17 protein-coding genes are annotated in these 22,847 nt (G+C 70.9%); 4 read left to right on the top strand and 13 right to left on the bottom strand.

All coding sequences use genetic code 11. From position 1 onward, the window contains the following. Positions 1-5 precede the first annotated feature (5 nt). The 10 genes from J2X68_RS15305 to J2X68_RS15260 form a co-directional block, all read right to left on the bottom strand. Positions 6-1,238, bottom strand: a complete 1,233-nt coding sequence (locus J2X68_RS15305) for an alpha/beta hydrolase (RefSeq protein WP_399040011.1) — start codon at positions 1,236-1,238, stop codon at positions 6-8. A 202-nt stretch (positions 1,239-1,440) separates the two neighbouring features. Further along, the gene (gene pssA, locus J2X68_RS15300; protein WP_310433094.1) at positions 1,441-2,259 is read right to left on the bottom strand and encodes a CDP-diacylglycerol--serine O-phosphatidyltransferase; all 819 of its coding nucleotides are present in this window, start codon (positions 2,257-2,259) and stop codon (positions 1,441-1,443) included. A 22-nt stretch (positions 2,260-2,281) separates the two neighbouring features. Continuing rightward, positions 2,282-2,938 (bottom strand): phosphatidylserine decarboxylase, encoded by a 657-nt coding sequence (locus J2X68_RS15295; protein ID WP_020125547.1) that lies wholly within the window; start codon positions 2,936-2,938, stop codon positions 2,282-2,284. Between the two features lie 171 nt (positions 2,939-3,109). After that, positions 3,110-4,324: an acyl-CoA dehydrogenase family protein gene (locus J2X68_RS15290; RefSeq protein WP_310433063.1), complete on the bottom strand. Its 1,215-nt coding sequence runs from the start codon at positions 4,322-4,324 to the stop codon at positions 3,110-3,112. 2 nt (positions 4,325-4,326) lie between these two features. Then, complete coding sequence (locus J2X68_RS15285; protein WP_310433062.1) at positions 4,327-4,851, bottom strand: MaoC family dehydratase; 525 nt, start codon at positions 4,849-4,851, stop codon at positions 4,327-4,329. 1 nt (position 4,852) lies between these two features. Further along, positions 4,853-5,812 carry a CoA ester lyase gene (locus J2X68_RS15280; RefSeq protein ID WP_057606081.1) on the bottom strand — a complete coding sequence of 320 codons (960 nt, stop codon included), beginning with the start codon at positions 5,810-5,812 and terminating at the stop codon, positions 4,853-4,855. Next, positions 5,809-7,836 carry a protein meaA gene (locus J2X68_RS15275; protein WP_310433061.1) on the bottom strand — a complete coding sequence of 676 codons (2,028 nt, stop codon included), beginning with the start codon at positions 7,834-7,836 and terminating at the stop codon, positions 5,809-5,811. The genes J2X68_RS15280 and J2X68_RS15275 overlap by 4 nt, the downstream gene beginning before the upstream one ends. A gap of 17 nt (positions 7,837-7,853) precedes the next feature. After that, the gene (gene ccrA / locus J2X68_RS15270) at positions 7,854-9,191 is read right to left on the bottom strand and encodes a crotonyl-CoA carboxylase/reductase (protein WP_310433093.1); all 1,338 of its coding nucleotides are present in this window, start codon (positions 9,189-9,191) and stop codon (positions 7,854-7,856) included. Positions 9,192-9,622: 431 nt separating this feature from the next. Continuing rightward, positions 9,623-10,438, bottom strand: coding sequence for a TetR family transcriptional regulator (locus J2X68_RS15265; RefSeq protein WP_310433060.1), 816 nt, complete (start codon positions 10,436-10,438; stop codon positions 9,623-9,625). A gap of 136 nt (positions 10,439-10,574) precedes the next feature. Further along, a complete protein-coding gene (locus J2X68_RS15260) occupies positions 10,575-12,380 on the bottom strand; it encodes a 3-hydroxyacyl-CoA dehydrogenase family protein (RefSeq protein WP_310433059.1) in 1,806 nt (601 codons plus the stop codon). A gap of 434 nt (positions 12,381-12,814) precedes the next feature. Here J2X68_RS15260 and J2X68_RS15255 point away from each other — a divergent pair, with 434 nt between their 5' ends. Continuing rightward, positions 12,815-13,390, top strand: coding sequence for an adenylosuccinate lyase (locus tag J2X68_RS15255; RefSeq protein WP_310433058.1), 576 nt, complete (start codon positions 12,815-12,817; stop codon positions 13,388-13,390). A 211-nt stretch (positions 13,391-13,601) separates the two neighbouring features. Here J2X68_RS15255 and J2X68_RS15250 read toward each other — a convergent pair whose 3' ends face one another. The 3 genes from J2X68_RS15250 to J2X68_RS15240 all read right to left on the bottom strand — a co-directional run bounded on the left by J2X68_RS15250 (position 13,602) and on the right by J2X68_RS15240 (position 16,824). Then, entirely contained in the window at positions 13,602-14,000 is a 399-nt protein-coding gene (locus J2X68_RS15250; protein ID WP_310433057.1) for a RidA family protein, read from the bottom strand. Positions 14,001-14,055: 55 nt separating this feature from the next. Then, positions 14,056-15,633: an alpha/beta hydrolase gene (locus J2X68_RS15245; RefSeq protein WP_310433056.1), complete on the bottom strand. Its 1,578-nt coding sequence runs from the start codon at positions 15,631-15,633 to the stop codon at positions 14,056-14,058. 147 nt (positions 15,634-15,780) lie between these two features. Beyond that, complete coding sequence (locus J2X68_RS15240) at positions 15,781-16,824, bottom strand: Rv2578c family radical SAM protein (protein ID WP_310433055.1); 1,044 nt, start codon at positions 16,822-16,824, stop codon at positions 15,781-15,783. A 201-nt stretch (positions 16,825-17,025) separates the two neighbouring features. Between J2X68_RS15240 and J2X68_RS15235 the strand changes: the two genes are divergently transcribed. The 3 genes from J2X68_RS15235 (at position 17,026) to J2X68_RS15225 (ending at position 22,720) form a co-directional block, all read left to right on the top strand. After that, entirely contained in the window at positions 17,026-17,469 is a 444-nt protein-coding gene (locus J2X68_RS15235) for an SRPBCC family protein (RefSeq protein WP_310433054.1), read from the top strand. A 153-nt stretch (positions 17,470-17,622) separates the two neighbouring features. Continuing rightward, positions 17,623-20,013, top strand: a complete 2,391-nt coding sequence (locus tag J2X68_RS15230; protein ID WP_310433053.1) for an MFS transporter — start codon at positions 17,623-17,625, stop codon at positions 20,011-20,013. A 154-nt stretch (positions 20,014-20,167) separates the two neighbouring features. Further along, positions 20,168-22,720, top strand: a complete 2,553-nt coding sequence (locus J2X68_RS15225) for a SpoIIE family protein phosphatase (RefSeq protein ID WP_310433052.1) — start codon at positions 20,168-20,170, stop codon at positions 22,718-22,720. The last annotated feature ends 127 nt before the right edge of the window (positions 22,721-22,847 follow it).

The following is a 22,847-nucleotide window of genomic DNA, read 5'->3' as shown; positions in this document are numbered from 1 at the left end:
GGGGGCTACGGCAGGGGGATCAGATCGCCGTCGGTCTCCCTGAAGTAGCTGCCGTTGGCGAGGCCCTCGACCTTGCTCTGCCGGAACCACTGCTTCGAGAACTGATGGACGGTCTTCGCGGTGGTCTCCCAGACCAGGGAGTGACCCGCGCCGGCGAGGCAGAACATCAGCGTCTTCGGTCCCTTGACGGCGTCGTAGAGGGCCGGGACGGAGAAGCGCAGGATGTCCGGGAACGTCGCGGGGCTGTTCGCCGTCCGGTCCAGCTCCCCGTAGACGATGAGGACGGGGACCCGCTTGCCGAGCACCCGCGTGCCGGCCGGGTTCTCGTGCACGGCGGTCTGGCTGTTCCAGCCCCACGAGTACGTGTTCCGGTACCGCAGGACGCCCTCGTAGACGCCCGGCGCCTCCTCGGGGCCCCACTTGGAGGTGAGGGGGTCGTCCTGCACGCAGGCGTCCCACGCCCGTTCGTCGATGCCGGGCTCCCACAGGGCGGGGGTGCTCACCAGCGACGCCTTGAACCCGGTCTTGCCGGCGACGTGCATCGGGAAGCCGAACAGGTTGGGCGGCTGGGACACGGGCAGCGTCGGCACACCGGCCGGGCGCCCGAAGGGGTCGGAGGCGTTCCCCGACCAGCGCCCCTTCGGCGGGAAGACCGGGGCGAGCAGGAACAGGCTCTCGACGTCCTCCGGATGGCGGAGCGTGTAGGGGCCCATGACGAGCGCGGCCGCGGACCAGCCGACGAACCGGATCGGCTTGTCGAGGCCGGGCACGTTCCTGATGTACTTGACCACCGCTTCGAGCTCCGCCGCCTCGCTCTCCGTGTTGCCGAGCTCGTGCGGGTAGGGGGGCAGGGTCGAGCAGGGCTCCGGAAGCGGGTTGGGGACGAGGACCGCCTGCTGCTGGGTCGGATTGGCGTTGCACGGCTCGTCCATCACCTTCGGCCGTGGTGCGCGGCCGGACCCCTGGAGTTCCATGATGAAGACGTCGTAGCCGTCCTGGGCGAGTTCCTGGGCCCAGCTGTACCGGGTGGTGTGCCCGTTGGGCACCGGCGCCAGGTCGAACCCCGCCAGTGCCGGGACGCTGCGGCCGTGCAGCATGAGGACGGGCTGGTGCGGGTTGCTGCCGTGGGTGCCGTCGTACTCCCGGACGGGGAGCAGCACCGGGTCTCCGAAGTTCGCGGGGATCTTCGAGGTGTGCGGCACCAGATGTTCCTTGAGGACGAGTGAGGGCATGGCCATCTCCCGAAAGGTGCAAAGGGGGTGATTCTCGTACAATCCCTCCCTCTTTCTACCGTCCTCTTCTTCCTCACCCTCTGCAACCGCGCACGGATCGCCGGTAGTTGACGGAGCAAGGGCACACGGCGGACGCCCTTGAACGCGAAACGGGTGCGGCCCGGACCTTCGAGGTCCGGGCCGCACCCGTTTCGCGGTGGGGCGGGGGTCAGGGCAGCTGTGCCGCCCGCGCCTCGCGCCGGTTGTCGCGGAAGTTGTTCACCCGGCGGGCCGTGGCGAACAGCGGGATGACCGCGCCCATGACGAGCTGCAGCGCGCAGCCGGTCTGGAGCAGGAGCTGACCGCTCGGGGCGTCGAACGCCCAGGCCGCCAGCAGGCCCATCGACAGCACGATCCAGCAGAGCATCGCGCCGGCGAGGCGGCCCCGCGGCTTCGGGTACTCGACCCGGCTCACCATCAGCCACGCGGTGCCGATGATCGCCATGAGCGTGGCGACGAACGGCAGCTCGAGGAGCACGATCGAGACGACCGTCAGCGCGCCGAACGGCGACGGCATGCCCTGGAAGGTGCCGTCCTTGACGGTGACGCACGAGAATCTCGCGAGCCTCAGCACCACCGCGAGCAGCACCACGATGGCCCCGACCGCCGCCACCCGCTGGTGGGCGTCGTCGGCGACCATGCCGTAGACCAGGACGAAGTACGCCGGGGCCAGGCCGAAGCTGATCAGGTCCGAGAGGTTGTCCAGCTCCGCCCCCATCGGGGAGGAGCGCAGCTTGCGAGCGACGAGGCCGTCGAACAGGTCGAAGACCGCCGCGCACAGCATCAGGATGACCGCCGTGGCCGCGCTGTGGCGGGCCATGCCGGATTCCTGGCTGCCGGTGAGGTGCGGGATCAGGATGCCGGTGGTGGTGAAGTACACCGCCATGAATCCGCAGGTCGCGTTGCCGAGGGTGAGCGTGTCCGCTATCGACAGGCGGAGAGAGAGGGGCATCTCCTCGTCCTCGTCCACCTCGTCGGCCTCGGGCACCCAGCCCGCCTGGGTCTCCGGGTCAATCACGGTCAATGCGAGTCACCCCTGCCACCGTCTTCTGCCCCACCTCGACCGCGACGTCCACGCCCTCGGGGAGGTAGATGTCGACGCGCGAGCCGAAGCGGATCAGGCCGATCCGCTCGCCCTGCTCCACCTTCGTGCCCTCGGGGATGTAGGGGACGATGCGGCGGGCGACGGCTCCGGCGATCTGGATCATCTCGATGTCACCGAGCTCGGTGTCGAAGTGCCAGACGACGCGCTCGTTGTTCTCGCTCTCCTTGTTGAACGCCGGCACGAACCCGCCGGGGATGTGCTCGACGGACGTCACGGTGCCGGCCAGCGGCGCGCGGTTGACGTGGACGTTGAGCGGGCTCATGAAGATCGCGACCCGGGTGCGTCCGTCCTTCCACGGCATGATGCTCTGCACCACACCGTCGGCGGGGGAGATGACCCGGCCCGAGGCGATCTCGCGCTCGGGGTCGCGGAAGAACCACAGCATGCCCGCCGCGAGAGCGGTGGCGGGCACGGCGACGGCCTTGGCGGCACCCGAGCGGCGGGCGCGCAGCAGGCTGACGGCTGCGGTGGCGACGGTCGGCAGAAGCCACGGCGATGCTCCGCGCGCGAGGCGTGCGCCTACCAGGCTGTCGCGGTGTGCAGAGGTTTGGCTGTGGGGCATGGATGACCTTCGTAGCGGATGATGCCGCGCTTCGACGGGGGGGACGGCGGCTTTCCGCGATCGTAGCGGTTCGGGGCCACAACTGGGTAAGCAAGGAAGCCGAGTCGACGGCAGAGGGAAGGTGACGGGGTGTGATCTTCTTCTCGAAGAAAACACCCCCAACCCGGACAATCAGCCCTGGAACCGGTATTCCTCGAGCAACCTGCGCCCGATGATCATTTTCTGGATTTCTGCGGTGCCTTCACCGATCAGCAGCATCGGGGCCTCGCGGTAGAGGCGCTCGATCTCGTACTCCTTGGAGAAGCCGTAGCCCCCGTGGATGCGGAAGGCGTCCTCCACGACCTCCTTGCAGTACTCGGAGGCGAGGTACTTCGCCATCCCTGCCTCAAGGTCGTTTCGTTCCCCGGAGTCCTTTTTGCGTGCGGCGTTCACCATCATGGCATGGGCGGCCTCGACCTTGGTAGCCATCTCGGCCAGCTTGAACTGGATCGCCTGGTGCTGGGCGATCGGCTTGCCGAAGGTGTGGCGCTGCTGGGCGTACGAGACGCCCAGCTCGAAGGCACGCTGGGCGACGCCGCAACCACGGGCGGCGACATTGACGCGGCCCACCTCGACCCCGTCCATCATTTGGTAAAAACCTCGGCCGGTGACCCCGCCGAGCACGCTGTCGGCGGGAAGCCGCAGGCCATCCATGATCAGCTCGGTGGTGTCCACCCCCTTGTACCCCATCTTGTCGATCTTGCCCGGGATGGTCAGGCCGGGGCGGACCTGGCCGAAGCCGGGCTCCTTCTCGATCAGGAAGGTCGTCATCGACTTGTGCGGCTTGGCGGCCGCCTCTTCGGGGGAGTGTCCTTCGTCACTTCGGACCAGAACGGCCACCAGGGACGACGTGCCGCCGTTCGTCAGCCACATCTTCTGGCCGTTGAGGACGTACTCGTCGCCGTCCTTCACCGCCTTCGACGTGATCGCGGACACGTCCGAGCCGAGCGCCGGCTCCGACATGGAGAAGGCGCCGCGGATGTCGCCGGCCGCCATCTTCGGCAGGTAGTGGTCCTTCTGCTCCTGCGTGCCGTGCTGCTTGAGCATGTACGCCACGATGAAGTGCGTGTTGATGATGCCGGAGACCGACATCCAGCCGCGGGCGATCTCCTCGACGCACAGGGCGTACGTCAGGAGCGACTCGCCCAGACCGCCGTACTCCTCGGGGATCATCAGGCCGAACAGACCCAATTCCCTGAGGCCGTCGACGATCTGCTGCGGGTACTCGTCGCGGTGCTCCAGCTCGGTCGCGACCGGGAGGATCTCCTTGTCCACGAAGTCGCGGACGGTGGAGAGGATCTCCTGCTGGATGTCGGTCAGACCGGCGGTCTGGGCGAGGCGCGCCATGGCTACTTCTCCGTCTTTTCCGAAGGGGCGTTCAGCTCCGGGCGGCCCGGCTGCTCGCCGCCGCGCTCCTTGATGTACGTCTCGGTCGGCACCATCACCTTGCGGCGGAACACGCAGACCAGCGTGCCGTCCTGCTTGTAGCCCTTGGTCTCGACGTAGACGATCCCGCGGTCGTTCTTCGACTTCGACGGCCACTTGTCGAGCACGGTCGTCTGCCCGTAGATCGTGTCGCCGTGGAAGGTCGGCGCCACGTGCTTGAGCGACTCGATCTCCAGGTTGGCGATCGCCTTGCCCGAGACGTCCGGCACGGACATGCCGAGCAGCAGGGAGTAGATGTAGTTGCCCACGACGACGTTCTTGCCGAAGTCGGTCGTCCGCTCCGCGTAGTTGGCGTCCATGTGGAGCGGGTGGTGGTTCATGGTGAGGAGACAGAACAGGTGGTCGTCGTACTCCGTGACCGTCTTGCCCGGCCAGTGCTTGTACGTCGCCCCGACCTCGAACTCCTCGTAGGTGCGTCCGAACTGCATCTCAGGCCTCCGGGATCTCGAACTTGCCGGTGCGCTGCATGCCGGCGGCGCGTCCCTTGCCCGAGATGACCAGCGCCATCTTGCGGCTGGCCTCGTCGATCATCTCGTCGCCGAGCATCGCGGAGCCCTTCTTGCCGCCCGCCTCGGACGTGTAGTAGTCGTACGCGTCCAGGATCAGCTCGGCGTGGTCGTAGTCCTCCTGCGACGGCGAGAAGATCTCGTTGGACGCCTCGACCTGGCCCGGGTGCAGCACCCACTTGCCGTCGAAGCCGAGCGCGGCCGCGCGTCCGGCGACCTCGCGGTAGCCGTCGACGTTGCGGATCTGGAGGTAGGGGCCGTCGATCGCCTGGAGGTCGTTCGCGCGGGCGGCCATGAGGATCTTCATCAGGATGTAGTGGTAGGCGTCCGCCGGGTAGCCGGGCGGCTGCTCGCCCACGACCAGCGACTTCATGTTGATCGACGCCATGAAGTCGGCCGGGCCGAAGATGATCGTCTCGATGCGCGGGGAGGCCTGCGCGATCTCGTTGACGTTGTTGAGGCCCTGCGCGTTCTCGATCTGCGCCTCGATGCCGATGCGGCCGACCTCGAAGCCCATGGTCTTCTCGATCTGCGTCAGGAGCAGGTCCAGCGCGACGATCTGCTGGGCGTTCTGCACCTTCGGCAGCATGATGCAGTCGAGGTTGGGGCCGGCCCCCTCGACCACCGTCACGACGTCGCGGTACGTCCACTCGGTCGTCCAGTCGTTGACCCGGACCACCCTCGTCTTGCCCGTCCAGTCGCCCTCGTTGAGGAACTTGACGATGGTGTGCCGCGCCTCGGGCTTGGCGAGCGGCGCGCAGGCGTCCTCGAGGTCGAGGAACACCTGGTCCGCCGGGAGGCCCTGCGCCTTCTCGAGGAAGCGCGGGTTGCTGCCCGGGACCGCGAGACACGAGCGGCGGGGACGCAGACGGTTGACGGTCATGCGGGGACCTCCAGGGGGTCGAGCTTGTTCGCTTTCCGGATCTCGTCGACGATGCGGCCGATGATTCCGGTGATGTCGAAGTCCTTCGGGGTGAAGACCGCGGCCACGCCGGCCGCCTTGAGCTGCTCGGCGTCTCCATTCGGGATGATGCCACCGGCGATCACCGGGATGTCTGTGGCACCGGCCACACGCAGCCGTTCGAGGACGTCCGGCACCAGCTGGGCGTGCGAGCCGGACAGGATGGACAGGCCGACGGCGTGCACGTCCTCCTCCAGCGCGGCGTCCACGATCTGCTCGGGCGTCAGCCGGATGCCCTGGTAGACCACCTCGAACCCGGCGTCCCGGGCGCGCACGGCTATCTGCTCGGCGCCGTTGGAGTGCCCGTCCAGGCCCGGCTTGCCGACCAGAAAGCGCAGCTTGCCGACGCCCATGTCCTTCGCGGTGTCCTCGACCCTGCGGCGGACGTCGGCCATGGCCGAGCCCTCCTCGGCCGGGACCGCCACCGGCGCCGACGACACGCCGGTCGGGGCGCGGAACTCGCCGAACACCTCGCGCAGCGCCCCGGCCCACTCGCCGGTCGTGACCCCGGCGCGGGCGCACTCCAGGGTGGCCTCCATGAGGTTGGCGGTGCCCTTCGCGGCCTCCTTCAGCCTCTCCAGCGCCTTGCACGGGCGCGGGTGGTTGAAGGGCGGCTGGTAGCGCGTGTCGCGCCAGTTCTCGAGGGAGGCGATGACCCGGGCCTCGACCGCGGGATCGACCGTCTGGATGGCCGTGTCGAGGTCCGCGGTGAGCGGGTTGGGCTCGGTCGTCTCGAAGACGTTGACGCCGATGATCTTCTCCTGCCCGGACTCGATCCGGGCCCGGCGCTCGGCGTGCGAGGAGACGAGCTGCGACTTGAGGTAGCCGGACTCGACGGCGGCCATCGCGCCGCCCATCTCCTGGATCCGCTCGATCTCGGTGAGGGACTCCTCGACCAGCTCGGCCACCTTGGCCTCGATGACCTTCGAGCCCTCGAAGATGTCCTCGTACTCCAGCAGGTCGCTCTCCAGGGCGAGCACCTGCTGGATGCGCAGCGACCACTGCTGGTCCCACGGCCGGGGCAGCCCGAGGGCCTCGTTCCAGGCGGGGAGCTGCACGGCCCGCGCGCGTGCGTCCTTGGACAGCGTCACGGCGAGCATCTCGAGGACGATCCGCTGGACGTTGTTCTCCGGCTGCGCCTCGGTCAGGCCCAGGGAGTTGACCTGGACGCCGTAGCGGAAGCGGCGCTGCTTGGCGTTCTCGATGCCGTAGCGCTCGTGGGTGATCCGGTCCCAGATGCGGCCGAAGGCGCGCATCTTGCACATCTCCTCGACGAAGCGGACGCCCGCGTTGACGAAGAAGGAGATGCGGGCGACGACCTCGCCGAACTTCTCGGCCGGCACCTGCCCGGAGTCACGGACGGCGTCCAGCACGGCGATCGCCGTGGACATCGCGTACGCGATCTCCTGGACCGGCGTGGCCCCGGCCTCCTGCAGGTGGTAGCTGCAGATGTTGATCGGGTTCCACTTCGGGATGTGGGAGACCGTGTACGCGATCATGTCCGTCGTCAGACGGAGGCTCGGTCCCGGCGGGAAGACGTGCGTCCCCCGGGACAGGTACTCCTTGACGATGTCGTTCTGGGTGGTGCCCTGGAGCAGGGTGATGTCCGCACCCTGCTCCTCGGCGACGACCTGATAGAGCGCCAGCAGCCACATGGCGGTGGCGTTGATCGTCATCGAGGTGTTCATCTGCTCCAGGGGGATGTCCTGGAACAGCCTGCGCATGTCACCGAGATGGGCCACCGGCACGCCGACCCGGCCGACCTCGCCGCGGGCGAGGACGTGGTCGGAGTCGTAGCCGGTCTGGGTGGGCAGGTCGAACGCGACCGACAGACCCGTCTGGCCCTTGGCGAGGTTGCGCCGGTACAGCTCGTTGGACGCCTCGGCCGTGGAGTGACCGGCGTACGTGCGCATGAGCCACGGCCGGTCCTTCTGACGCTCAGTCATCTATGACCTCGGGTGTCTCAGATGTTGCGGAAGCGGTTGATGGCGTCGATGTGCTGGGCGCGCTTCTCCTGGTCGCGCACACCCAGACCCTCCTCCGGGGCCAGCGCGAGGACGCCGACCTTGCCCTGGTGGAGGTTGCGGTGCACGTCGTAGGCGGCCTGGCCGGTCTCCTCCAGGGAGTAGACCTTCGACAGCGTCGGGTGGATCTTGCCCTTCGCGATCAGCCGGTTGGCCTCCCAGGCCTCGCGGTAGTTGGCGAAGTGCGAGCCGATGATCCGCTTCAGGGACATCCACAGGTAACGGTTGTCGTACTCGTGCATGTAGCCGGAGGTCGAGGCGCAAGTGGTGATGGTGCCGCCCTTGCGGGTGACGTAGACCGAGGCGCCGAAGGTCTCGCGACCGGGGTGCTCGAAGACGATGTCGATGTCCTCGCCGCCGGTGAACTCGCGGATGCGCTTGCCGAAGCGCTTCCACTCCTTCGGGTCCTGGGTCCGCTCGTCCTTCCAGAACTTGTAGCCCTCGGCGTTGCGGTCGATGACCGCCTCGGCGCCCATGGCCCGGCAGATGTCGGCCTTCTCGGGGGAGGAGACGACACAGATCGGGTTGGCGCCGCCGGCCAGCGCGAACTGCGTGGCGTAGCTGCCGAGTCCGCCGCTGGCGCCCCAGATCAGGACGTTGTCGCCCTGCTTCATGCCGGCGCCGTTGCGGGAGACGAGCTGGCGGTAGGCGGTGGAGTTGACGAGGCCGGGGGCCGCCGCCTCCTCCCACGACAGGTGGTCGGGCTTCGGCATCAGCTGGTTGGACTTGACCAGGGCGATCTCCGCCAGGCCGCCGAAGTTGGTCTCGAAGCCCCAGATGCGCTGCTCGGGGTCGAGCATCGTGTCGTTGTGGCCGTCCGACGACTCCAGTTCGACGGACAGGCAGTGCGCGACGACCTCGTCGCCCGGCTTCCAGGCGTTGACGCCCGGGCCGGTGCGCAGGACGACGCCCGCCAGGTCGGAACCGATGACGTGGTAGGGCAGGTCGTGCCGCTTGGTGAGCTCGCTGAGCCTGCCGTAGCGCTCCAGGAAGGAGAACGTCGACACCGGCTCGAAGATCGAGGTCCACACGGAGTTGTAGTTGACCGAGGAGGCCATGACGGCCACCAGGGCCTCGCCCGGACCGAGCTCGGGCAGGGCCACCTCGTCCAGGTGGAGAGACTTGCGGGGGTCCTTGTCGCGGCTCTCGAGGCCGGCGAACATCTCCGCCTCGTCCTTGTGCACGGTGATCGCGCGGTAGGACTCGGGGAGCGGCAGAGCGGCGAAGTCGTCCGGTGTCGAGTCCGGCGACTGGATCGCGTCCAGGATCTTCTGCATGGTCACGGTGTTGCCTCCGGCGGAGAGCGCCCTGAGGGCGGGGCGCTGAGGGTTACGTCGGTTGCTGCTGAGGGTGTGGGAGAACGTGCCGTCGGTTCGGCGGATGTGCTGTTCGGCAGCGCTTTGTGGCGCGGGAGGTTGCCTGTGACGCAGGCGTCCGGGCGCGCAAACCATGAGCTTGCGGGGACAGCCGACGTACGAAAGGTCTCTGCACGCCGGCCGCCCGGACACCTTCAACGTATGACACCGCGTGTCACCCCGCAAGGCACTGAGTGCCAGAACTTGGTCTCAGCTGAAATCTTTACGTAACACATGAGCGATGATCGATCGAACGGCCTCTGAAATGTGCGTGAAAAGGGGCTCTGACATGCCAAAACGGCCACCCGGTGGGGTGGCCGTCATCACAGCGTCTCAGGGGTGCCGCGGGGTGTTCAGCGTTCCTTGAGAGCCTGCTCGATGGTGCGCATGACCTCGTCCAGCGAGGCGTCGGTGCGGGCGACCGTCACCAGGACCTCGCCCTGCGCGGAGACCGCCGCCGGGGCGGGCCGGGCGGCGCCGGCGCTGTTGCGGCCGGCCCCGATGCCGGTCCCGAACGTCTTCCGCACGATCGCGAAGGCGTGGTCGAGCTGTGTCTCCACGTCGCCCTGGCCGCCGGCCCTGAGCCAGCGCCGCAGCACGTGGTTGTGGGCGGTGACCACGGCGGACGCGGCGACCTCGGCGAGCAGCGGATCGTCGTTGGCGTCGTCGTCGTGGGCGTGCTCGTCGAAGTGGCCGAGCAGATAGCGGGTGAAGAGGCGCTCGTAGCGGGCCACCGAAGCGATCTCCGCCTCGCGCAGGGTGGGCACCTCGCGCGTCAGCTTGTAGCGGGCGACCGAGATCTCCGGCCGGGCCGCGTACATCTTCATGACCTCCTTGATGCCGCGGCACACCGTGTCGAGCGGATGCTCGTGCGCCGGGGCCGCGTTCAGCACGGCCTCCGCCCGGATCAGGGTGTCGTCGTGGTCGGGGAAGATCGCCTCTTCCTTGGAACGGAAGTGACGGAAGAAGGTCCGGCGGGCGACCCCGGCGGCGGCCGCGATCTCGTCGACGGTGGTCGCCTCGTACCCCTTGGTCGCGAACAGCTCCATCGCCGCGGCCGCCAGTTCTCGGCGCATCTTGAGTCGCTGGGCTGCCGCGCGGCTGCCCGCGGCACTCTCCGGCGCGTCGGGCGTGGCTGGTGTACGTGTGGACCTGGCGGGCTGGGGCATGACCCGAACGTACTGCATGTGCGCAGCTCGGTGCGCCTGTCCGGGGTTTCCCCCGCCCTCGGCGGGCGGGGGCCCGAGGGCGGGATCGAGCAGCCCGCCCCAGTCCTCGTCGGCGCGGAGCCGGTCGCCGATGCCCTCAGCGGCGGGCATATTCGCGGAAGCCGCGGCCGGTCTTGCGGCCGAGGCAGCCCGCGGCCACCAGGTGCTCCAGGAGCGGGGCCGGGGCCAGGCCCGGGTCCCGGAACTCGCGGTGCAGCACCTTCTCGATCGCCAGCGAGACGTCGAGTCCGACGACGTCCAGCAGCTCGAAGGGGCCCATCGGGTAGCCGCCGCCCAGCTTCATCGCGGCGTCGATGTCGTCGAGCGAGGCGTAGTGCTCCTGCACCATCTTGATCGCGTTGTTGAGGTACGGGAAGAGCAGCGCGTTCACGATGAAGCCCGCGCGGTCACCGCAGTCCACGGCGTGCTTCTTGATCCGCCCGCACACCTCGCGGACCGTCGCGTGGACGTCCTCGGCCGTCAGCACGGTGCGGACGACCTCCACCAGCTTCATCGCGGGCGCCGGGTTGAAGAAGTGCATCCCGATCACGTCCTGCGGGCGCGAGGTGGCGCGGGCGCAGGCGACGACCGGCAGCGAGGAGGTCGTGGTGGCGAGGACCGCGCCGGGCTTGCACACCTTGTCCAGCGTCGCGAACAGCTGCTGCTTGATCTCCAGGTCCTCGGCGACCGCCTCGAGCGCCAGGTCGACGTCGGCGAACGCGTCGTAGGACCCGGCCGGGGTGATCCGGTCCAGGATCTGGGCGGCGGCCTCGGCGGTGAGCCGCCCCTTGTCGACCGAGCGGGAGAGCGACTTGCCGATCCGGGCCTTGGCGGTCTGCGCCTTCTCCTCGCTGCGGGCGGCGAGGACGACGTCGTAGCCGGCCTTGGCGAAGACCTCGGCGATGCCGGAGGCCATGGTGCCGGAACCGGCGACCCCGACCGAGCTCACCGGGCGGCCGGGGGCCCCGCCGGCGCCGGACAGGGGCGTCAGCGCGTCCGGCACGACCGTCGCGCCGCCCGGGGCGTCGTAGGTGTAGAAGCCGCGGCCCGCCTTGCGGCCGGTCAGGCCCGCCTCGCTGAGCTGCTTCAGGATCGGCGCGGGGGCGTGCAGCCGGTCGTGGGACTCGGCGTACATGGCCTCCAGGACCGTACGGGCGGTGTCCACGCCGATCAGGTCGAGCAGGGCGAGCGGGCCCATCGGCAGTCCGCAGCCCAGCCGCATCGCGGCGTCGATGTCCTCACGGGAGGCGTACCGGGCCTCGTACATCGCCGCGGCCTGGTTGAGGTAGCCGAACAGCAGGCCGTCGGCGACGAAGCCGGGACGGTCGCCGACCGCGACCGGCTCCTTGCCGAGGTCGAGGGCGAGGTTGGTGACGGCGGTGACCGCGGTGGGCGCGGTCAGCACCGAGGAGACGACCTCGACCAGCTTCATGGCCGGCGCCGGGTTGAAGAAGTGCAGGCCCAGCACCCGCTCCGGACGCGCCGAGTCGGCGGCGAGCCGGGTCACGGAGAGCGCGTTGGTGCCGGTGGCGAGGACGGTCTCGGGCCGCACCAGCCCGTCCAGCTCGCGGAAGATCTGCTGCTTGATCTCGTACGACTCCGGGGCCACCTCGATGACGAGGTCGGCGTCCGCCGCCGCGCGCAGGTCGGTGGAGACGCGGACGCGGGCCAGGGCCGCCGTGCGCTCCTGCTCGGTGAGCCGGCCGCGCTGCACGGCGCGGGCGGTGGAGGCCTCCACCGCGGCGAGGGAACGCGCGGCCTGGGCCTCGCTGATGTCGATGCCGATCACCTCGCGCCCGGCCTTCGCCAGGACCTCGGTGATGCCGGTGCCCATGGTGCCGAGGCCGATGACGGCGATCGTCCGGAGCGGGGACAGAGGGGTGTCGGACAGGGGAGCGACCATCGCGGGACTCCAGAAATGAGGTGACGACTGGGAACGCGCCCGGGTGCGCCGGGCGGCCTCTGCGAGGCCTGGGCGCACCGGATGCGGAGAAGATCTGCGGGTGTTGCCGGGCTGACGAGCGCACACGCCCGGTGCCGTCGCCGCGGGCGTGCACACGCCCGGAGCGAAGGAGGGTTCCGACCGGCCCTGTCCCGTGGCCGGGTCGTACAGCGGTACATGTGGTACCGAACCGACTTCTCGCGGCGACTGCGTCACCAGGCCACCGCGAGGAGGTGATGCGAGTGGGTGACTCGCTCGTATGAGCTTAACCGGTGGGTAACGAGCGCGCCAGCCCCTGGGAATGTGACCTGTTTCGCTCGAACGGCCCAGCCCGGCGCGTCGGACGTGTGCCCGGTTTGCGCCGCCGCGCACGGCCCAGCCCCTACGCTCGGCACATGGACGAAGAGTTGCGATCACTCACGGAGCGCTTACGGCGCGAGTCCGGCGCGACGGCGGCGTACGAGCGCCTGGCGCGCACCGCGGACCTCGACGAACTGGCGGCCGTGCTCACCGAGTCGGGGCAGCCCCTCTGGGCCCGCGAACTGGCCGCGTTCCGGCTCGGATGCGCCAGGGACCGGCGCGCCTTCGAGGCGCTCGTCCTGCTGCTCAACCACCGGGACCCGCCGCGCTGCGCCTCCGCCGCCCACGCGTTGAGCCGGCTGGACGATCCCCGCACCGCCCGCGCCGCGGCGGCCCTGGCCACCAACGAGCTGCGCGTCGCCTACGCCCTGCAGCCCGTCCGGCTGCTGGTGGACCTGCGCGCACCCGAGTCCGTCCCCGCGCTGATCACGACGCTGCGTCGACGCCTGAGCCCGCACGATCCCTACCGGCGGGTGGCCCTCGCCTGCGTGGAGGGGCTGGGCGCCCTGGCCGACGACCGCGCCCGCCCGGTGCTCAACGACGCCCTGGCCCACCCGGCGCTGGCGGAGGCGGCCGTCCACGCGCTGGCGCGCATCCCCCGGCAGCGGTGAGGGCGCCGGACCGACGGGCGTGAGCGCGCCGTACAACGGGCAGGTGTCCGAGGTGGCGCGCCTCGGGCACCGCGACGCCCTCCACCTCGAAGGGCTCCTCGGCGCCGTCCGCGTGGAGCCCGGCCCGCTCGTAGAGGCGGCGGGCCGACCCGGATCTCGGAGACGCGGTCGACGTCGGCGAGCGCCATGTCCCTCACGACCGGGGCGGACGTCATGCGCCCAGCACCGCGAAGGCCTCGATCTCCATCAGGAAGTCCGGGTGGATCAGGGCGGCGACCTGTACGGCCGAGGCGGCGGGGAGGCGGTCGTCGGGTATGTGGGCGGTACGGGCCGCGCGGATCGCGGGCATGTGGGCCATGTCCGTGACGAAGTAGGTGAGTTTGACGACGTCGTCGAAGGTCGCGCCGGCCGAGGCGAGGCAGCGGCGCAGGTTCTCGAAGACCTGACGGGCCTGGGCCTCGGGGTCGCCCTCGCCGACCAGCCTGCGGTGTTCGTCGAGCGGGAGCTGACCGGCGACGGCCACGAACCGGCCGGTGCCCATGACGACATGCGAGTACTGGGCCGCGGCGGCGACTCCGTCGGGGGCGGTGATCCTGGTCGGTTCGCTCATGTGTCCATGGTGGACCAGGGTTCCGGCAACGCCCCCGACGGGTCGGGGTCACCGCTCAGCCACGGAACCCCAGCAGCCCGTGCAGCGTCGAGCCGTGGGCGGTGCGCGAGGCGGCCTTGGACGCCGACGGCTTCGGGTCGGGCAGCGCCTTGCACACCGCGTCGGCGCCGCCGCTCCCGTGCGGCACCGTGCCGTCGGTCAGGTACGCCGCCAGGTACTTGTCCAGGCAGGCGTTCCCGCTCAGCGTGATGCCGTGGTTCTGGCCGCCGTCCTCGACCACCAGACGCGAACCGCGCAGCAGCGCGTGGACCGTCGCGCCGCCCGCGAACGGGGTGGCCGCGTCCTCCGTCGCCTGGAACAGCAGGGCCGGCGGCAGCTCGCCGTTGGCGAGGTCCACCGGCCCCACGGACCCGGTCGGCCAGAACGCGCACGGGGCGTTGTACCAGGCGTTGTTCCAGGTCATGAAGGGCGCCTTCGCGTACACCGACCAGTTGTCCGTGCGCCACTCGTCCCAGTCGCGCGGCCAGAAGGCGTCACGGCACTGCACCGAGGTGTAGACGCTGTAGCCGTTGTCCCCCGCGGCGTCGACGGCGGCGAAGTCCTCGTACGCCTCGACCAGCGGTGCGGCGTCCTTGCGGTTCACGTACGCCGCGAACGCCTCGGCGAGACGCGGCCAGTAGCCGTTGTAGTAGCCGCCGGGCAGGAAGGTGTCCTCCAGCTCCGAGGCGCCCACCCGGCCGCCGGCCGGCTTCCCCGCGAGGGCGGCCCGCATCGCGTACCACTTGGTCTCGACCTGCTCGGGGTCGGTGCCGAGCCGGTACGTCTTGTCGTACTTGGCGATCCAGGCCATCAGGGCCCGGTGCCGGTCGTTGAAGGCCAGGTCCTGGGTGAGGTTGTCCTCGTACCAGACGCCCGTGGGGTCGACGACGGAGTCCAGGACCAGGCGCCGTACCCGCTGCGGGTAGAGCTTGGCGTACACCGCGCCGAGGTAGGTGCCGTACGAGTAGCCGAAGTAGTTGAGCGTCGGCGCGCCCACGGCGGCACGGATCGCGTCCATGTCCCGTACGGCGCCGACCGTGTCGATGTACGGCAGCACGCGCGCGTACTTCTTGGCACAGGCCGTCGCGAACGACCGCGCGCGCTCGACGTTCGCCTTCTCGACCGCCTCGGTGCCCGGCACGGAGTCCGGGCGCACGGAGGCGAAGTGACCGGGCGCGCAGTTCAGCGCGGGCGTGCTCTTGCCCACCCCGCGCGGATCGAAGCCGATGACGTCGTACTGGGCCGCCACCGCCTTCGGCAGCGCCGAGGCGACGAACCCGGCGAGACTCAGCCCCCGGCCGCCGGGGCCGCCGGGGTTGACCAGCAGCGGGCCCTGGTACGTCTTCGCGGTGTGCGGGACGCGGGACAGCGCCAGCGTGATCTGCTCGCCGTCCGGCCGGGCGTGGTCCAGCGGCACCTTCAGGGACGCGCACTGGAGCTTCGGCTGCCCGGCGGTGGCGCAGCCCTTCCAGGCGAGCGCCGCCGCGCGGGCGGGTTCGGCTGAGGGCGAGGGGCTCGCGGCGGCGGGCACGGCGGTGACCGTCCCGGCCACGACGACGGCGGCAGCGCACAGCACGGCTGCGCGTTGGTTCATGGAGTGCTCCCGAGACGACGAAGGGGCCGGAGGTGGTCGGACCGCACAGCTCACGGCCCTTGCCGCATCGTCCCGGCAAGAGCGTCCGCCAGAACCTGTTCCGCCGTCGATTGACCCGTTCGGGTCGCCGGATGCGCTCGAACGCCCTCAGATCAGCGAGAGCTGGGTCGGTCCCGCCCCGGCCGGCTCCTCCACCGGCCCGGGCCGCGGGATCCGGCGGGGCATCCCCGCGCGCGTGGGGCCGATCCCGTACTCCTCGGCCAGTTCGTGGACCTGACGGGTGATCCGCCGCTGGTACCACTTCGGGGCGTAGGCGCCGTCCGCGTACAGCCGCTCGTAGCGGCGCACCAGGTAGGGGTGGTGCTGCCCGAGCCAGGCCATGAACCACTCGCGGGCGCCGGGACGCAGATGCAGCGCGAGCGGGGTGACGGAGGTGGCTCCGGCGGCCGCGATCGCCCGCACGGTGGCGCGCAGCTGGGCCGGCTCGTCGCCGAGGAAGGGGATCACCGGCGCCATCAGCACCCCGCAGCCGATCCCGTGGTCCGTGAGGGTCCTGACGACGTCCAGGCGCCGCTGCGGGGCGGGGGTGCCCGGCTCCACGGTGCGCCACAGCTCGGTGTCGGTGAAGCCGACGGAGACCGAGACGCCGACGTCGGTCACCTCGGCGGACTCCCGCAGCAGGTCGAGGTCGCGCAGGATCAGGGTGCCCTTGGTCAGGATCGAGAAGGGGTTCGCCCGGTCGCGCAGGGCGGACAGGATGCCCGGCATCAGCCGGTAGCGGCCCTCCGCACGCTGGTAGCAGTCCACGTTCGTGCCCATCGCGACGTGCTCCCCGTGCCAGCGGGGTGAGGCCAGCTGGCGCCGCAGCAGCTCCGGCGCGTTCACCTTGACGACGATCTGGGAGTCGAAGCCCGTCCCGGTGTCGAGGTCGAGATAGCTGTGCGTCTTGCGGGCGAAGCAGTACACACACGCGTGCGTGCAGCCCCGGTAGGGGTTCACCGTCCACTCGAACGGCATCCGGGAGGCGCCGGGCACCCGGTTGAGGATCGAGCGGGCCCGGATCTCGTGGAACGTGATGCCGGCGAACTCGGGCGTGTCGAACGTCCTGGTGGTGACCGCGTCCGCGCCGAACAGCGCGGCGTCGGCCGGCCGGTCGTGACGGGTCTCCGCGGTGAGGTTGTCCCAGCGCATGACGCCTCCTCGGTAGCACTGCCCCCACAATAGAACATGTGTTCCCATGATCGTGCGCGGAACCGTTCGGCGGTCCTTTTCGATCGCCCCGCGATCGCTTCCGGGACCCCGATTTGGGCGGCCGTGGACCGGGGTGGTTGGCTTGCCCCGAACCTGAGAAACCCCGAACAACCCTGAGCAACACAGACCTGGAGGAACCCCATGGCGCAGGTCGAGGCCACCACCGAGCGGGTCGTCGCCGCGGATCCGGAGAAGGTGTTCGACACCATCGCCGACTACAGCGGATCGCGCGGGAAGCTGCTGCCCGAGCACTTCAGCGAGTACGAGGTGCGTGAGGGCGGCGACGGCGAGGGCACCCTCGTCCACTGGAAGCTCCAGGCCACCAGCAAGCGCGTCCGCGACTGCCTCCTGGAGGTCACCGAGCCGACCGACGGCGAGCTCGTCGAGAAGGACCGCAACTCCTCGATGGTCACCGTCTGGCGGGTCACCCCGGCGGGCGAGGGCGCGTCCCGCGTCGTCGTCACCACCACCTGGAACGGCGCCGGCGGCATCGGCGGCTTCTTCGAGAAGACCTTCGCGCCCAAGGGCCTCAACCGGATCTACGACCTGATCCTCGCCAACCTCGCCGCCGAGGTCGAGAAGTAGGGCAACGCCCCGGCGCCTCGCGCGCGTTGGCCCTCTTCACCGGTTCGAGTGGTTCTCTCTTGTGACCGGGTCGGCGCCGTGACTCGTCGCGCTTGCCCGTAGTTGTCGCTTCACGCGGGAACTGCGACGCAGGCGCGACGAGGGGAGCGGTACATGGGCGGGACCATGACGGCACAGGACGAGCCGGTCACGGCGCCTGCCGCACAGGACGGGACGCCTGCGCCGGAACCCGGTCGGCGCGGGGTGCGGCTGATCTTCTTCTCCCTGATGCTCGCCCTGCTCCTCGCGGCCCTGGAGCAGATGATCGTCGCCACCGCCCTGCCGAAGATCGTCGGCGAACTGCACGGCCTGGACCGGATGTCCTGGGCGATCACCGCCTACCTGCTCACCGCCACCGTCGGGCTGCCGGTCTACGGCAAGCTCGGCGACCTCCTCGGCCGCAAGGGCGTCTTCCAGTTCGCGATCGTGGTCTTCGTCATCGGCTCCGCCCTCGCCGGGCGGGCCGGGACCATGGACCAGCTGATCGCCTTCCGCGCGGTCCAGGGCGTCGGCGCGGGCGGACTCATGATCGGCGTGCAGGCGATCATCGCGGACATCGTGCCGCCCCGGCAGCGCGGCCGGTTCATGGGCCTCATCGGCGCCGCCTTCGGCCTCGCCTCCGTCGCGGGACCGCTGCTCGGCGGCTACTTCACGGACCACCTCTCCTGGCGCTGGTGCTTCTACGTCAACGTCCCCTTCGGTCTGCTGACCCTCGCCGTCGTCACCGTCGTGCTCCAGCTGCCGAAGCCCACGGCGAAGCCCCGATTCGACGTCCTCGGCGCCCTGTTGCTCGCCGCCGCCTCCACCTGCCTGGTCCTGCTCACCAGTTGGGGCGGCACCCGGCACGCCTGGGACTCCGGCGTCGTCCTCGGCCTCGGCGCGGGAGCGGCGTCCGCGACCGTCCTGTTCGTCGCCGTGGAACGCACCGCCCCCGAACCCCTCATCCCGCTGCGGCTGTTCAGGGACTCCGTCTTCAACGTCACCGCGCTGGTCGGCCTGGTGATCGGCGTCGCGCTGTTCGGCGCCGCGAGCTATCTGCCGACCTTCCTGCAGATGGTCGACGGTGCCACCGCCACCGAGTCGGGGCTGCTGATGCTGCCGATGATGGGCGGCATCGTCGGCGCCTCGGTCCTGTCCGGGCAGCTCATCACGCACACCGGCCGCTACCGGATCTACCCCGTCCTGGGCAGCGCCCTCGCCGCCCTCGGCATGTATCTGCTGTCCCGGCTGGAGGCCGACACCCCCCGGCTCCAGTACAGCCTCTGGATGGCCGTCCTCGGCGTCGGCATCGGGCTGGTGATGCCCGTCCTCGTCCTCGCCGTGCAGAACTCCGTGCGCCCCGCCGACCTCGGCACCGCCACCAGCGCCAACACCTACTTCCGGCAGATCGGCGGAAGCGTCGGCGCGGCGGTCTTCGGCACGCTCTTCGCCGACCGGCTCACCGACGCCCTGCGAGCCCGCCTGCCCGTCGGCACGGGCAGCGGCCTCCCGGACTCCGAGTCCCTCACGCCGCAGCTCGTCCACGCCCTGCCCCCGCAGCTGCGGGACGCCTACATCCGCGCCTACGCCGACGCCATGCCGAGGATCTTCCTCTACCTCGTGCCGGTGCTGGTCCTCGGCCTGCTCATCGCCTTCTTCCTCGAGGAGAAGCCGCTGGTGTCCCACGGCGCCGCGACGCGTCCCGCGCCCGGGGACCCCGGGACCACGGAAGGGCCGCAGACCCTGAGGCTCCCCGTGCCGCACACCGCCGGCGTCCCCGTCCACGGAACGGTGCGCCACTCCGACGGGACCGCCCTGCCGCGCGCGGCGCTCACGCTCATCGACGTGGGCGGGCGCCAGATCGGCCGGGACGCGAGCGGCGAGGACGGACGGTTCGCGCTGGCCGCGCCCGGCTCCGGGCCGTACGTCCTGATCGCCGCCGCCGGCGGCCACCGGCCGCGCGCCGTCTCCGTCGCCGTCGGCGAGCGCCCCGTCGCGCTGGACGTCGTCCTCGGCGGCGCCGGACGCCTGGCCGGGACCGTCCTGAGCGACGACGGCTGTCCGGTACGGGAGGCCGTCGTCACCCTCACCGACGTCCACGGCGAGGTCGTCGCGAGCACCCGCAGCGGCCACGAGGGCGGCTATGTCCTCACCGGACTCGTCGCCGGGGAGTACACCCTCGCCGCCGGCGCGGTCGGTCACCGCCCGGCCGCCGTCCCGGTCAGCGTCCAGGCCGCCCGGGAGACCCGCCAGGACGTCGAACTCGCCGGCGGCGCCCTGCTGCGCGGCACCGTACGCGCCCCCGGCGGGCGACCCGTCGAGGACGCGCGCGTGACCCTCCTGGACGCGGCGGGCAACGTCGTGGACACCCTCACCACGGGGCCCGACGGCGCCTTCCGCTTCGACGACCGGTCCTGCGGCGAGTACACCGTCGTCGCCGCCGGATACCCGCCGGTCGCCACCGTCCTCCAAGTGGCGGGCGGCGGACGCACGGAACGCGACCTCCAGCTCGGCCACGACGACTGATCCCGTCGCGAGCGGACATCCGGAGGGGCGGCGTACCCCGGCGCGCTCCGCCGAAACCAATTCCAGGATTGCCGCACATGCCGAGCGACGTGCGCCGTACGGTGGTGACGGCGGGACAGATCTTGTACAGCTCTGGGGAGAGAGGGCCTGGGCCATGGACCGTGGCACCGAGAGGGACGCACCTCCCCGCCGCGGAGCAGCGAGCGGCGCGGTCGGCGCGGCGGGCGGAACGCCCGGGCGGTCCGTCCGCCCGGAGGGCGCCGAAGCCGCCTCCGACCCCGGGCGTGTCCCCCTGGCCGTCGTCGTGGTGGACCGCGAGGGACTCGTCTCCCACTGGAGCTCCGGCGCACGCCGGCTCTTCGGCGTCGTCAAGGAGGAGGCGCTCGGCAGGCCCGCGATCGACCTGCTCCCCGTCTCCGGCGCGCTCCCCGAGCCGGACGACGATCTCCCGGACGGCGGGTACGACGGCTACGGGGACTACGCGGCCTACGACGGACTCGGGCCCGGCCTCGACTCCTCCCTCGACCGGGGCCTCGGCTACCCGGCGGCCGGACGGGCCCGGCTGACCGTACCCGGACAGGACCGCGACCACGGTCGGGTCGACGTGCTGTGGTGGGCGTACCCGCTGGTCGGGCCGGGCACGGAACGGCTGCTGGTGCTGGCCGCGGACGCGGCGGGACTGCGCCGGGACGAGGCGGCCGACCCCCTGGCCGTCGAACGCATCGCGCCCGCCTTCGCCCTGCACACCGACTTTCCCGGCGCTGCGGAACTCGCCCGGCGGCTGCCCGAGATCCTGCCGAGCATGAGCGTCGGCGAGAGCGCCCGCATCGTCGCGCAGATCCTCGAACTCGGTTATCCGATACTGGAGTTCAGCCAGAACGACCGGGTGCCCGTGACCCCCGACTGGGGCGTGGCCCGGCGCGTCGAGCGCAGAGCGCGCCGTGAGCGGGCGGCCCGCGCCGCCGCCGAGGGGTCGCCCACCGCACGGGAGCCCGCCGACGAGGGCGAGGACCTCGAGTACGTCGCCGTCCGTGAGCGGCTGGAGTTCCTCAACGAGGTCAGCGGGAAGATCGGCACCTCCCTCGACCTCTCCCGCACCGTCCTCGAGGTCAGCAGAGCCGTCGTCCCGCGCTTCACCGACGTCGCCGGCACCTATCTGCGCGAACAGGTCGTCGCCGGGGAGGGGTTCCCCGACGGAGTGCCGGACACGACCACCATGTGGCACCGGGTCGCCGTCGAGCACACCGACGAACCCGGCCGCTGGGACGACGTCGTACCCGTCGGCGAGGCCATGCCGTTCCCCGCCCACACCCCCTTCTTCCAGTGCATGACGACCGGGCGGCCCGTCCTCGTGCCGCGCATCAGCGAGCAGATGGGCCACGCCATCGCCGCGCAGTTCGAGAAACGCGACATCCGGCCTCTGATCACCGGCCGTTCCATGCTGGTCGTCCCGCTCAAGGCCCGTAACGTCGTCCTCGGCTTCATGATCCTGCTGCGCCATCCCGAGCGCGCCCTCTTCAACGACATGGACCGGGTCACCGGCGCCGAACTCGCCGCCCGGGCGGGCCTCGTGCTCGACAACGCGCGCATGTACACCCACCAGGAGAGCGTCGCCGAGACCCTGCAGGACAGCATGCTGCCGCACATCCCGCCGCGCATGGCGGGCTGCGACATCGCCACCCGCTATCTGCCCGGCACGTTGCTCGGGCGGGTCGGCGGGGACTGGTTCGACTCGGTGAAGCTGCCCGGCGCGCGCACCGCCCTCGTCGTCGGCGACGTCATGGGCCACGGCCTCAACTCGGCTGCCATGATGGGACAGTTGCGCACGGCCGTGCAGACCATGGCGGCCCTCGACCTGCCGCCCGCCCAACTCCTGCGCAACCTCGACGACTTGGCGCAGCGGCTGGGCGACAGCTATCTCGCGACCTGCCTGTACGCGGTCTACGACCCGATCGAGGGCGAGCTGCACCTCGCCAACGCCGGCCACATCCCGCCCGTGCTGGTGCGCGCCGTCGACGGCCGCAGCGAACTCCTCGAACTGCCCACCGGGGCGCCCATCGGGGTCGGCGGGGTGCCCTTCGAGGCGGTACGCGTGTGCGTGGAGCCGGGCGACCGGCTGGTGATGTGCACCGACGGGCTGGTGGAGGTGCGCGGCGAGGACATCGGCGTAGGGCTCGCGACGCTCTGCGAGTCCGCCGCCCACCCGGCCGCCTCCATGGACGACGCCTGCGACACCATCATCCGCGCCCTCAACACCCGCGGCGGCCGCAAGGACGACGTGGCCCTGCTCATGGCGCGCCTCAACGGCATCGAACCGGACGACGTCGCCGAGTGGCGGTTCCCCCGCGATCCGGCCCAGGCGGGCCGGGCCCGCGCGGTGGTCCGCGAACAGCTGCACGACTGGGGCCTGGCCGGGCAGGCGGACACCGCCGCGCTCATGGTGAGCGAGCTCGTCACCAACGCCGTACGGCACGCCCGCAGCAACCCCGTGGCCCTGCGCCTCGTCCGCGGCGACACCCTGCTGTGCGAGGTCGAGGACGACGACCACGAACTGCCGACGCTGCTGAGCGCCGGGCCCGGCGACGAGGCCGGGCGGGGGCTGCGCGTGGTGAGCGCGCTGGCCCGCGAATGGGGCTCCAGCCGTACCGGCACGGGGAAGTCCGTGTGGTTCGAGCTGACGCTCCCGCGCCGCCCCGCGGGGCGCTGAGCACGACGGACCGGCGCACACCGGGCGGCGGACGGATCTCGAACGCGGCGTGAAGGAACGCGCACCGCGCTTGTCGCGCCGGCCGGGGAGCGATAGACCGTACTCGCCCGTCACTCACGGCGGATCG

The sequence above is a fragment of the Streptomyces sp. 3330 genome (assembly GCF_031456635.1).
In the GTDB taxonomy this organism is placed as follows: domain Bacteria; phylum Actinomycetota; class Actinomycetes; order Streptomycetales; family Streptomycetaceae; genus Streptomyces.
Note: the sequence above shows the minus strand (reverse complement) of the source record. Positions and strands in the feature narration are given on the sequence as shown.

Excerpts from the sequence above, each read along its gene's own strand:
- J2X68_RS15305 (WP_399040011.1), bottom strand. The coding sequence starts at position 1,238 with ATGGCCATGCCCTCACTCGTCCTCAAGGAACATCTGGTGCCGCACACC.
- J2X68_RS15295 (WP_020125547.1), bottom strand. The coding sequence starts at position 2,938 with ATGCCCCACAGCCAAACCTCTGCACACCGCGACAGCCTGGTAGGCGCA.
- J2X68_RS15290 (WP_310433063.1), bottom strand. The coding sequence starts at position 4,324 with ATGGCGCGCCTCGCCCAGACCGCCGGTCTGACCGACATCCAGCAGGAG.
- J2X68_RS15285 (WP_310433062.1), bottom strand. The coding sequence starts at position 4,851 with ATGCAGTTCGGACGCACCTACGAGGAGTTCGAGGTCGGGGCGACGTAC.
- J2X68_RS15280 (WP_057606081.1), bottom strand. The coding sequence starts at position 5,812 with ATGACCGTCAACCGTCTGCGTCCCCGCCGCTCGTGTCTCGCGGTCCCG.
- J2X68_RS15275 (WP_310433061.1), bottom strand. The coding sequence starts at position 7,836 with ATGACTGAGCGTCAGAAGGACCGGCCGTGGCTCATGCGCACGTACGCC.
- ccrA (WP_310433093.1), bottom strand. The coding sequence starts at position 9,191 with ATGCAGAAGATCCTGGACGCGATCCAGTCGCCGGACTCGACACCGGAC.
- J2X68_RS15265 (WP_310433060.1), bottom strand. The coding sequence starts at position 10,438 with ATGCCCCAGCCCGCCAGGTCCACACGTACACCAGCCACGCCCGACGCG.
- J2X68_RS15260 (WP_310433059.1), bottom strand. The coding sequence starts at position 12,380 with ATGGTCGCTCCCCTGTCCGACACCCCTCTGTCCCCGCTCCGGACGATC.
- J2X68_RS15255 (WP_310433058.1), top strand. The coding sequence starts at position 12,815 with ATGGACGAAGAGTTGCGATCACTCACGGAGCGCTTACGGCGCGAGTCC.
- J2X68_RS15250 (WP_310433057.1), bottom strand. The coding sequence starts at position 14,000 with ATGAGCGAACCGACCAGGATCACCGCCCCCGACGGAGTCGCCGCCGCG.
- J2X68_RS15245 (WP_310433056.1), bottom strand. The coding sequence starts at position 15,633 with ATGAACCAACGCGCAGCCGTGCTGTGCGCTGCCGCCGTCGTCGTGGCC.
- J2X68_RS15240 (WP_310433055.1), bottom strand. The coding sequence starts at position 16,824 with ATGCGCTGGGACAACCTCACCGCGGAGACCCGTCACGACCGGCCGGCC.
- J2X68_RS15235 (WP_310433054.1), top strand. The coding sequence starts at position 17,026 with ATGGCGCAGGTCGAGGCCACCACCGAGCGGGTCGTCGCCGCGGATCCG.
- J2X68_RS15230 (WP_310433053.1), top strand. The coding sequence starts at position 17,623 with ATGGGCGGGACCATGACGGCACAGGACGAGCCGGTCACGGCGCCTGCC.
- J2X68_RS15225 (WP_310433052.1), top strand. The coding sequence starts at position 20,168 with ATGGACCGTGGCACCGAGAGGGACGCACCTCCCCGCCGCGGAGCAGCG.